This is a genomic window from Burkholderiales bacterium, from assembly GCA_013695435.1.
Classification (GTDB): domain Bacteria; phylum Pseudomonadota; class Gammaproteobacteria; order Burkholderiales; family JACMKV01; genus JACMKV01.
Genome location: JACDAM010000269.1, coordinates 1 through 11744, shown reverse-complemented (window position 1 = coordinate 11744; position 11744 = coordinate 1). Strand labels below are relative to the sequence as shown.

The following is an 11744-nucleotide window of genomic DNA, read 5'->3' as shown; positions in this document are numbered from 1 at the left end:
GCGTCAGCACGTCGGGGCCGGTGCCGATCAGGGTCGCGCCTTTGACCGGGTGCGTAACCTTGCCGTCTTCAATCATGTAAGCCTCGGCCGCCGAGAACACGAATTTTCCGCTCGTGATATCGACCTGGCCGCCGCCGAAATTGACTGCGTACAAACCGTGTTTGACCGACGCGATGATCTCATCCGGATGCTTGTCGCCGTTCAACATATAGGTATTCGTCATGCGCGGCATCGGAATGTGCGCGAACGATTCGCGGCGGCCGTTGCCGGTGACCGCGACGCCCATCAACCGCGCGTTGAGGCTGTCCTGGAGATAGCCCTTGAGAATGCCGTCTTCGATCAGCACCGTGCGCTGCGTCGGATTGCCTTCGTCGTCGATATTCAGCGATCCGCGGCGGCGCGCGATGGTGCCGTCATCGACCACGGTCACGCCGGGCGCTGCGACGCGCTCACCGATGCGGCCGGCGAACGCCGAGCTGCCCTTGCGGTTGAAATCGCCTTCGAGACCGTGACCGATCGCTTCGTGCAGCAAAATGCCGGGCCAACCCGCGCCTAGTACTACTGTCATATTGCCGGCCGGCGCAGGTTTGGCATCGAGATTGGTCAATGCCTGATGCACGGCGCGCCCCGCATATTCGCGCAGCACATCATCGCTGAAATAGGCGTAATCAAAACGCCCGCCGCCGCCGGCGCTGCCCTGTTCGCGGCGCCCGCCCTGCTCGGCGATCACCTGTAGCGACAGGCGCACCAGCGGACGCACGTCGGCGGCCATTACGCCATCGCTGCGCGCGATCAACACGACTTCATATTCGCCGCCGAGGCTGGCCATGACCTGCGTGATGCGCGGATCGATCGCGCGCGCGTAGCCTTCGAGTTTTTCGAGCAGCGCCACCTTGCGCTCGTCGCTCAGGCTCGCCAGCGGATCGTCGGGCGCGTACAGGCTTGCGCGATCCAGACCATTGCCGCGCCTGACGATGCGCGCGCGGCTGTCGTCGCCCTGGCTTGCGATCGCTCGCGTTGCCTGCGCCGCCGATTCCAGCGCCGGAATGCTGATGTCATCGGAATAGGCGAACGCCGTTTTCTCGCCGCTCAGGGCGCGCACGCCGACGCCCTGCTCGATATTGAAACTGCCGGCCTTGACCATGCCTTCTTCCAGGCTCCAGCCTTCGGAGCGGCTGTACTGAAAATACAGATCGGCGTAATCGACGCGGTGCGACAAGATCTGCCCGAACACCTGCTGCAGCTTGCCGTCGTCGAGCGAATAAGGCTCGAGCAAAGTGTTATTGGCGGTCTGAAACAGCTTTTCGGCGAGCTTTTCGGAGGATGCGGTTTGGGTTTGCATGAATTTCGACTCGGGTTCGTGGCTTGATCGGATTGGAAACCGCGCAGACAGCGAGGTTCAGGGGCATTTTAACATGCGGCGCTATTCGGCCCGTCGGCAGACCCCAGCCTTCCCCGGCCGGGAATGAACCAAACATTGCACCTGCCGTGACGCAGCAATCTTCCAGCGCACCGAGCTTGTGCGCCCGGTTCAGCAATCGTGCAAGGTGCGATGCCGTAGCGCCGGCAAACTGGCGCGCAAACTCGACTGGTATCCGCGATCGATGCTTGCGAGGACCACGCCGGAACCGCGCGGCAGGCGATCGAGCACCACGCCCCACGGATCGACGATCATGCTGTTGCCATGGGTTTCGCGGCCGCTGACGTGATACCCGCCTTGCGCCGGCGCCACCACGAACGCGAGGTTTTCGATGGCGCGCGCGCGCAGCAGTGTTTCCCAGTGCGCTTTGCCGGTCGTTTCGGTAAACGCCGAAGGCACCATAATCAGATCGACGTCCTGCATCGCGCGATACAGCTCGGGGAAACGCAAGTCATAGCAAATGGATAAGCCGATGCGGCCGAACTCGGTTTCGGCAACGACGACGGCATTGCCTGCCTCTATGGTTTTTTCCTCAGAGTAGCGCTCGCCGGCGAGATCGAGCCCGAACAAATGAATCTTGTCGTAGCGCGCAACGAGCCTGCCGCAGTCGTCATACAGCAGCGAGCTGTTGCGAACCTTGTCGGCAAATCCCGATTCGAGCGGAACCGAGCCGCCCAGCAGCCAGATGCCGCAGCGCTTCGCGGTATCCGACAGAAACTGCTGGATTGGTCCACTGCCTTGCGGCTCGCGCACTTTGACCTTGTCGTCGTCGCGGAGCCCCATGATCGCGAAGTACTCGGGCAGCGCGACCAGCCTCGCACCCTGCGCAGCGGCCATTTCTATCAGGCGCCGCGCTTCATTGAGATTCGCCTGCACGTTCGGGCCCGACGCCATCTGGATGGCTGCGACCTGGAATGACTGCCCGACCGCGTTCATAGCCCTCACTCGGGCGCCGCCGTTTCGTTGAGCGGAGACAAGGTTGGCTCGATCCAGGTTCCCGTGACCTGGTAGCGATGGGCGGTCAATTTGCCAATTGGATCCTTCAGCATTTTCTGCAGGAAATAGCTGGTCAGACCGATGACCGGATGCCCCATCAGCACCGTCGCAATCGACAGGCTGTCGCTGAACGAAGGCGTCACCTTGACATGCAGATTCTGCGTTTCCGCCGCGAGATCGACTTCGCCGCTCAGCACCGTTTTGGCTGTTGGGCTGCTGATGACGAATTCGTCGGAATTGGCGACGCCGCGCTGAATATCGACGTTGGCGGCGATGTCGTCGAACGAATAACCTTTTTCCACAACGTCGTCGAAATCGAGCGACATGCGTCGCGGCAGATTCTGCAAACTCAGCACGCCGAGCAGCTTGCCCAGACCGATTCCGAAACCGGGTTCGATTTTAGCGAAGCGGCCGTCGTGCGCGTGCAGCACCAGGTTGCCAGACAAGTTGGCGTAGCGCAGATCGAGCGGACTGCCCGGCCAGCTCAGCGCCCCGGCCAGCGACGCCCGCCCTTCTTTCATGCCGTCCGGGAAATCGATGCGCTTGAAAAACGCGCCGATGTCGGCGATATCGAATTCGATATTGAGCCGCGTAAGCGGTTTGGCGCGCGGCGTATCGCCGGTCTGCCACGCGCCGCTGGCTTCGAGTTTCGCATCATCGGCATGCAGCGCCAGGCGCTCGATGCGCCAATCCGAACCTTGCGGCCGGCCGAGCAGCGTAAACCGGCCGAGCGCGATCTGGTTGACGCTGAGCTGTTCGATTTGCAGATCGATCGCAGGCAGCGAGGCGATCGCATGGGCGGGATCGGTTTCCGCACGCAACGCCGCCGCGCTGACGGCTTCATCTGCCGGCCCCACAGGTGCGGCCTGGTCGCTGTCGATCGCAGGCGGCAAGGCGAGCCGCTGCAAACGCGCGGTCAGTTTCCATTCGGCAGTGGACGGCCGACCGGCTTGTTCCGGCTGCTGCTCTGAGCGATCCCCGGCTTCCCATACGACGTCGCCGGCGACCTCTGCCGCGTCGAGCCGCGCGCGCCAACTGCCATCGACGGCGTGCGCGTTCAGCTGCAAATCCGTGAAGCGGCGATCGAAAGCCGTCGCTTCGTCCACGTGAAGCGCAATCCGGTCGACACCAACGCCGGCGCTCGCGGATGTCACACTCCCCGCACCGGATGTCTGGTCGAGACGCTCGCGCCATGCGTCGAAATCGAGCCTGGCGAGTTGGCCGCTGAGCGAAATGCCGCCTGCATCGCGCAGCGCCGGCGAGGACGCTGCGGCCGGGCTGGCGCCGACCACAATCTCACCGGACAGGCGTCTGCCCGCAACGCCATTTCCCGATTTATTCGCGTTCTTCGCCAGCGCCAGCTCCGCGCGTATGACATCGCCATAGGAGACGGTGAATCGATCGGGATTCCGGGTCGAAGCCCGATCCGACGCGCCATCGATTTTGATCGGGATGTGCGCCGCCGCCGCTTTGTGCAATGGCGCCGGCAACGCCGACGCTATGCCGGCGAGATCGGATTCCACACTCCATTTCACGGAATCCTCCTGCAGACGAAATTGGGCCCGCCAATCGGTTTCGCCGTGCACGCTATCCAGCCAGGGGTGCTCGACGCCGATGAGCCGGCGTGCGCCGGCGACCGTCGAGCGGCCAGAGACTGTCAGGCGTGGCGGATCGCCGGCTGGCGCAACGAAATCCAGCGTGACCGGACTGCCTTCGATCGATCCCCGAACTTTCTGGGCGCTGAGATTGCCATTTAAAAATTCGAGTTTGCCGCTGGCGTTTTCCAGTTTCGGAAATTCCACGCCCACCTGGATCGTGTTATCGGCAAACGAGTAGTCGCCGGAAATCTGCGCCTCGGCATGACGGCGCAGCGGAATCGCGAGCTGCAAAGTCAGCTTGCCGTTGCCGTCGACGACGAGTTTTTCAGCGTTACTTTTGAGGAGGCCGGCGAACGGGCCGATCGCCAGCGCGCGCAGGAATTGCGCGCCCGATCCGGCCGCTCGACCCTGCCATTGCAGGACTTCATCGCCATTGCCGATGACCGGAACAATACCCTGCGCCGCTTCCATTCGCAGACCGGCGATGACTGCGTCGCGAATGTCGATTTCCATGCGCGAGCCGCGAAACAGCACGTCGGCCTTGACTTGTTCGGCAGCTGGCCATCCCTCGGCATAATCGACAACGGCGCCGGCCACACTCGCCTTGGCCTCGAAAACCCCGTCCTCACCATCCGCAAATGGAAAATTGTCCAGATCGCCCTGCACGCGCAGGCTCGCCTGTGTGATCTTGCCGGCGCGCAAGGCGCTCGCCAGCCAGTCGCGCGTTTCGTCGCCAAGGGCCAGCGGCGTATAGCGCCCGGCAAAACGCAAATCTGCGCGCGCCAGCCGGCCTGAAATATCAGCGATGCCGCGTCCCCCGGCAGTTGCCTGATAGCGGCCGGAAACTTCACCGGCCAGATGGTCATTTGCGAACGCCAGTTCCTTGAACGCTATCGTCAGTTGGCCGCCAGGTTTTTCCTCGTTGCGCCACGCGATTTGGCCGGTCAGCCGGTCGAAACGCAGGCTGTCGGCAAACATTTCCGGCAACTCGATTTCCACAGCACTGCCGTCGAGCGCAAACGAGCCGCCCGCTTGGCTGAACGAGAGATGTCCGCTGATTCCGGAAAATCGCCGCGCCGGGTCTGCGGCGTGCATCGCCAGTTCGCTCACTTCGGCGTTGCCGCGGTATTCCTCGGGCATGGTCGCGGCGGTCCAGGCGCCGTTCCATTCCAGAGTCAGATGATTGAGCACCCCGGCCGACGCGAGATCATGCCATTGCCGGCGAAGTTCGGGCGCGACCGGTAACTGACGACCGAGATCGGCGATGGCAGCGAGCGGGAGTCGATCGACGCGCAGCGATCCTCGTGTCGCGACCGGCTGCGCGCTGCGCATCTCGCCATTGCTTTGCGAAAACTGGAGCGATCCTTCGACCAGTTTACCGCCGGCTGTTTCGAGTTGCGCGCCGGTCGCCGCGAAATCGAAAGTCTTCGATGCAGCGTCCCAGACCATGCGCATTTTCACGTTCGGGAACGCCATTTCCTGCACATCCGGCGCGAGCCGCATGACGATATTTTCGCCGGATGCGTCGACCAGCGCATGCTCGATTGTTTCGTCCCGGATCGACAACCATGCCGAGACCGCGGCACGGCCTGCGATCAGGGAATCGGGGAGCGCAAGCCATTGCCGCAGCGCTGCGCTATCGACCGCATCGGCGCGCACATACAAGCGGCTGCGCCACTGCGCGACCTGGCCGGCACTGCTGGCGCCGCCGTCCGCGCCGCCCGGCGTGGGCGCAGGCGAATCTGGCCATACCTCGCCAACGACCTCCAGCAGCGGCGCCAGACCCGCGGGAGGCGATCCGCGCAAGGCGAAGCTATGGCGCCCGCCATCGTTTTCCAGCAGCCCGCTTACACCGGATATTGTGAGCGGCGCGGCGCCGCGCAACTCGTCTTGCCAAACGACGGCGGCTTCGTCGATCGCAATCCGCGGCTGTTTGCGCAGCCAGGCGCTGATGCCGTCAGTACCGGCATTGCCAGCCAGCGGATAGCCGGCGGCGAAGATTTCTCCAGCGGCATCGCGGCGAACGACGACTTCGAGTTGCTTGATGCGAAACGAATCGAACTGCCAGCGGCCGCGCAGCAACGACCGCCAAGGCAGCGAATTCTCGACCTGCTCGATTCCCAGCGTTACGCCGCCGCCGGCGTCAAGCATTTGCACATCATCCATGATCAGATGCGGCTGCAAGCCTGACCACGTCAGCGCAATCCGGCCGATCGCAACGCGCTGATGCAGCGCCTCGCCAAGTTCGCGCGCGATCGCCGCGCGATGGTCATCGATATTCGGAAGCAGCCAGAAGCGGACCGCGAGGACGAGCACAAGAAGCGTACAGGCGACACCGACGGTCAGCCACGCGAATGCGCGCAGGAGCGCGCGCAACGCGGAGCGCGGCGGTGACGGGGCGTGAATGGAATTAGGCAAAGTAGCGTAGGTTAAAATCAGTGAAAGCTCTGAAACGTTTTTATCTCAGTCGTTACGTCGCGGACGCGAATCCCTGGCCTTTGCACTGGATTCCCGCTGGAGCCTGCCTCGAATGTTTAAATCGGGGTCGGGAACGACGAACCAGAGATTTCCCGGATCAGCTGCGCGCGCTTGCAACTGCTGTTTTCATCGACACTTTCAGTCTCATTGTAACCCGAACGATATGCCGCGACCGCCCAAAACCAAAGCCGCGAGTCAGACCGAACCCCGGCCCGGACGCAAGCCTGTCTCGCGGAATAAAGCGGGCGAGGCCGCGCCCGACGCGGCCGTGCAACGGGCGCTCGCGCTGAGCCGTTATGCGCAGCGGACGCTGAACACGCGCCCCAACCTCGTCGAATCGAGCGGCGCGGCGTTTACGCGCGACCGGATGAGAGCGCTGCTGCCGGACAATGTGCGTGATGAAGCGGCGTTGTTCCAGTCGCTGCGCGAATTGCGCAAGCGCGTTATGTTGCGTGTCATCGCGCGCGATCTCGGCGGTCTCTGCGATCTTGCCGAGGTCGTCGCTACGGTGACGGCGCTTGCCGAAATCGCGATCGGCTACGCGCTGCCGCGCCTGCACGACTGGGCTGCGCAGCAGTACGGTCAGCCGACAGCGGCGGATAACGGCGCCGCGCAGCAGCTCCATGTCGTCGGCATGGGCAAGCTCGGCGGCGGCGAACTCAATGTTTCGTCGGACATCGATTTGATATTCATCTATCCGGAAGACGGCGCCACGGTCCGCAACAGTCGAAGCACCAATGAACACGGCAGCGAACACAGTATCGACAATCACGAATTTTTCACGCGCGTCGGCCGCAGGTTGATCGCGGCGCTAGGCGAGGTCACAGCCGACGGCTTCGTATTCCGCGTCGATATGCGGCTGCGGCCTTATGGTGAATCCAGCCCGCTGGTCACGAGCTTCGCCGCGCTCGAGAATTACTTCATCACGCAGGGACGCGAATGGGAGCGCTACGCGTGGCTGAAAGCGCGGGCGCTGACCGGCGACCAGAGCGATGGGCTGATGCAATTGGTGCGGCCTTTCGTATTCCGCCGTCATCTCGATTTTTCGGCGCTGGCGGCTATGCGCGATCTGCACGCGCAGATTCGCCGCGATGTCGGCAAGCGCGGGCGCGCCGGCAATATCAAGCTCGGGCCGGGCGGCATCCGCGAAATCGAATTCATCGCGCAGGTTTTTCAATTGATCCGCGGCGGCCGCGAAGCCGAATTTCGCGTACGGCCAACTCTGCAGGCGCTCGCCAATCTCGGCCAACGCGGCTATTTGCCGGCGGCAGCAGCCGCCGATTTGCGCGATGCTTACGTCTTCCTGCGCAATCTCGAACACCGGCTGCAATATCTCGACGACCAGCAAACGCAAACGATACCCGCGCATGCCGGCGATCGCGCCTTGATTGCCGGGGCGATGGGTTTCGCAAATGAGCAGTCGCTGCTGAAACAGCTCGATAAACATCGCGCGAACGTCAGCCGTGAATTCGATCAGGTCTTCTCGCCGATGGCGGAAGCGGCGGCGCCGACCGCAAAAGGCGGCGGCCCGCCCCCGCCCGACTATTCCGATAGCGACCCGGCCCGCCAGCGCATCGAGCAATTCCGCGGCAGCAGCCGCTATCGGCAGATGCCCGCGACCAGCCATGCGCGCATGGAAAAGCTGCTGCCGCGCGCGGCCGATGCCGCCGCCGCTCTCGATGACCCCGACACGACGTTTGCGCGTCTGCTGAATCTGCTCGAAAGCGTCAGCCGGCGCGAATCCTATCTGGCGTTTTTGCTCGAGTATCCGCAAGCGCTCGAACGCGTCGCCAAACTGGCGTCGGCGAGCGCCTGGGCGTCCGCATATCTGACGCAGCATCCGATCCTGATGGACGAGTTGCTCGACAGCCGCGCGCACGCCACGCCTGACTGGGCCGCGCTCAAAGAATCGCTGGCGCGCCAGCTCGACCAGGCCGAGGGTGATACCGAAACCCAGATGGATTTGCTGCGCCACTTCAAGCACAGCCAGACGTTTCGGCTGCTGGTCGCTGACCTCGCCGGGGAACTGCGGCTCGAAAAGCTCAGCGACGATCTCTCCGCGCTCGCCGATCTTTGCCTGGCCGAAGCGCTGCGCGTTTGCTGGGCCAGGCTTGCGACTGCGCACCGGCGCAAGCCGAAATTTGCCGTCATCGGCTACGGCAAACTAGGCGGCAAGGAACTCGGCTATGCGTCCGATCTCGACATCATTTTTCTGTTCGACGACGAAGCGCCGAACGCGCCCGAAAACTACGCGCGCCTCGGGCAACGCATCAACACGTGGCTGAACAGCGCGACTGCCGCGGGCGTGCTGTACGAAACCGATCTGCGGCTGCGGCCAAATGGACAAAGCGGCCTGCTCGTCAGCAACATCGAAGCCTTTTCAGCGTATCAAACCGGGCAGGCGTGGACCTGGGAACATCAGGCGCTGACGCGCGCGCGCTTCGCAGCCGGCGACGCCAAAGTCGGCCGGCAGTTCGATAAAATCCGCGAACAGGTTTTGCGTCAGAATCGCGACCTCGACCAACTGCGCGCCGATATCGTCGCCATGCGCGAAAAGATGCGCGATGCGCACCCCAATAACGGCGCGCTGTTCGATGTGAAGCACGACCGCGGCGGCATCATCGACGTCGAATTCATCGTGCAATATCTAGTGCTCGGCCATGCTCACAAGCACCGCAGGTTGACCGCGAACATCGGCAATCTCGCGCTGCTCAAGCTTGCCGCCGAACTGAAACTGATCCCTGCCGAATTGGCGCAGCAAAGCCACGCTGCCTATCGGCATTTCCGCCGTATGCAGCATGCGCTGCGCCTGCAAAGCGAGCGCTATGCGCGCGTTGCCGCGGAAGATGTTGCCGCGCAGGCTGAAGCCGTGCGCGCACTGTGGCGGCATGTGTTTGACGACGCCTGAAGGCCATCCTCAGCACGGAATACGCTACAATTCCGCTTGTCTGTTTTCCCTTGCAACGGAGTTTCCGATGTCGATGGCCGACCGCGACGGTCTGATCTGGTACGACGGCAAAATGGTGCCGTGGCGCGATGCGACTACACACGTCCTGACTCATTCGCTGCACTACGGTTTGGCCGTATTCGAAGGCGTGCGCGCTTACAACACGGTCAGCGGCACTGCGATTTTTCGCCTGAAAGAGCATACCGCGCGGCTGTTCAACTCGGCGCACATCTACATGATGAAGCTGCCGTACGATCGCGCGACCCTGATGGAAGCGCAGACGGAAGTCGTGCGCGCCAACCAGTTGCACGAGTGCTACATCCGTCCAATCGCGTTTTATGGTCCGGAGAAAATCGGCGTTTCGCCGAAGGGCGCGAAAGTCCACGTCGCCATTTCGGCATGGCCGTGGGGCGCGTATCTGGGCGCGGAAGGTTTGGAAAAAGGCATACGCGTGAAGACATCGTCGTTCACGCGCCATCATGTCAACGTGACGATGTGCCGCGCGAAATATTCCGGCACTTATGCGAACTCGATCCTCGCCAATACCGAAGCGATCGATGACGGCTACGACGAAGCGCTGCTGCTCGACACCGAAGGCTTCGTCGCCGAAGGCGCCGGCGAGAATCTGTTCATCGTCAAGAACGGAAAAATCTACGAGCCCGAGCTGACCTCGGCGCTGATCGGCATCACGCGCAACGCCGTCATCACGCTCGCGCAGGAGGCCGGGTACGAAGTCTCGGCCCGCCGCATCACGCGCGACGACGTTTACACTGCCGATGAAGCATTCTTCACTGGCACCGCCGCCGAAGTCACACCGATCCGCGAGCTCGACAACCGCGCTATCGGCAGCGGCACGCGCGGCCCGATCACGGAAAAGCTTCAGAAAATGTTTTTCGATTGCGTGAACGGCCGCGACAGAAAGCATGCGGATTGGCTGACGCCGGTCGAAAGCCGGGCGGACGAAGCTCGTCATTCCCGCGCTGGCGGGAATCCCGTACCTCTTAATTGAAGCACACCCATAAGACAATCGTCATTCCTGCGCAAGCGAAATCTCGTATTCGCAACGAGATTCCGGCTCAAGCCGCTGCCGCGGCGCGTCCGCAATGACAGCGTTATGAGCAAACATGGCGACCTCTGACCCGAGCGGCGACCTCACCGAACGTTTCATCGAAGTCGCGGCTTCCGATTTACCGCTGCATTGCCCGATGCCGTCGATGCGTTTGTGGAATTCGCATCCGCGCGTATTCCTGCCGGTCGAGGCCTGGGGGCAGGCGCTGTGCCCGTATTGCGGTACGCTGTACAAATTCAAGAACAAACCCCAGCAATGACCGCTCGATAAAGTTTTCCCGATCTTTGCTTTAAACCCATCTTGAGCAAAATCCTCGTCGTCGCGCCATCGTGGGTCGGCGATGCGATGCTCGCGCAGCCGCTGTTCATGCGTCTGCACGAGCGCCTCCCCGGTCTCATACTCGATATGCTCGCGCCGGCCTGGGTCGCGCCGCTGCTCCGCCGCATGCCAGAGGTCCATGACATCATCATCAATCCTTTCGGCCACGGCGCGATCAAGCTGCGCGAGCGCTGGCGTTTCGGCCGCGGCCTGCGCGAACGCAATTACGACCAGGCCATTCTGCTGACCAATTCGCTGAAGTCGGCGCTCGTGCCTTTTTTCGCGCGCATCGCAATGCGCACCGGCTTCCAGGGCGAGGCCCGTTTTGGTCTGGTCAACGACATGCGCGAACTGCACCGGCACGCGCTGCCGCTGATGGTCGAACGCTTCGCGGCGCTCGCCGAGCCTTCGGGCAACATTCCGCGATTTCCGATACCGCAGCCGAGATTGCGCGTCGCCGAATCCGATCAGCGACGCACTTTGCGGACGTTGCGGCTGACCTTGCAACGCCCGATCGCGGCGCTTTGTCCGGGCGCCGAATATGGCCCGGCCAAGCGCTGGCCGCCCGCCTATTTCGCCGGGCTTGCGGTGAAATTATCGGCGGCGGGTTATGCCGTCTGGATCATCGGCTCGTTAAAAGATATCGGGATCGGCGCCGAAATTGCGTCGTCCAGCGGCAGCAAGGCCATCAACCTTTGCAGCAAAACCAGTCTCGACCAAGCCATCGACCTGCTTTCGTGCGCGACGCTGGTCGTCAGCAACGATTCCGGCCTCATGCACATCGCCGCCGCGCTCGATAAACCCATGCTCGCACTCTACGGCTCTTCGAGCCCGCGCTTCACGCCGCCGCTATCCGGGCAAGCCAAAGTCATCAAGCTCGGCCTCGAGTGCAGCCCGTGCTTCAAGCGCGTCTGCCCG

7 protein-coding genes are annotated in these 11744 nt (G+C 62.7%); 4 read left to right on the top strand and 3 right to left on the bottom strand.

Features of this window, described 5'->3' with window-relative positions; translation table 11 throughout:
* The 3 genes from tldD to H0V78_13180 all read right to left on the bottom strand — a co-directional run.
* Positions 1-1342 (bottom strand): metalloprotease TldD (tldD, locus tag H0V78_13190; GenBank protein MBA2352692.1); only part of this gene is annotated, 1342 nt, incomplete at its 3' end.
* A 189-nt stretch (positions 1343-1531) separates the two neighbouring features.
* Positions 1532-2356: a carbon-nitrogen hydrolase family protein gene (locus H0V78_13185; protein MBA2352691.1), complete on the bottom strand. Its 825-nt coding sequence runs from the start codon at positions 2354-2356 to the stop codon at positions 1532-1534.
* 5 nt (positions 2357-2361) lie between these two features.
* Positions 2362-6390: a TIGR02099 family protein gene (locus H0V78_13180; GenBank protein ID MBA2352690.1), complete on the bottom strand. Its 4029-nt coding sequence runs from the start codon at positions 6388-6390 to the stop codon at positions 2362-2364.
* A 265-nt stretch (positions 6391-6655) separates the two neighbouring features.
* Here H0V78_13180 and glnE point away from each other — a divergent pair, with 265 nt between their 5' ends.
* The 4 genes from glnE to waaF form a co-directional block, all read left to right on the top strand.
* Positions 6656-9400, top strand: a complete 2745-nt coding sequence (gene glnE / locus H0V78_13175; protein MBA2352689.1) for a bifunctional [glutamate--ammonia ligase]-adenylyl-L-tyrosine phosphorylase/[glutamate--ammonia-ligase] adenylyltransferase — start codon at positions 6656-6658, stop codon at positions 9398-9400.
* A 67-nt stretch (positions 9401-9467) separates the two neighbouring features.
* Positions 9468-10448, top strand: a complete 981-nt coding sequence (locus tag H0V78_13170) for a branched-chain amino acid transaminase (GenBank protein MBA2352688.1) — start codon at positions 9468-9470, stop codon at positions 10446-10448.
* Positions 10449-10563: 115 nt separating this feature from the next.
* Complete coding sequence (locus H0V78_13165; GenBank protein MBA2352687.1) at positions 10564-10767, top strand: zinc-finger domain-containing protein; 204 nt, start codon at positions 10564-10566, stop codon at positions 10765-10767.
* Between the two features lie 41 nt (positions 10768-10808).
* The coding region (waaF, locus tag H0V78_13160) for a lipopolysaccharide heptosyltransferase II (protein ID MBA2352686.1) at positions 10809-11744 on the top strand (936 nt) is incomplete at its 3' end.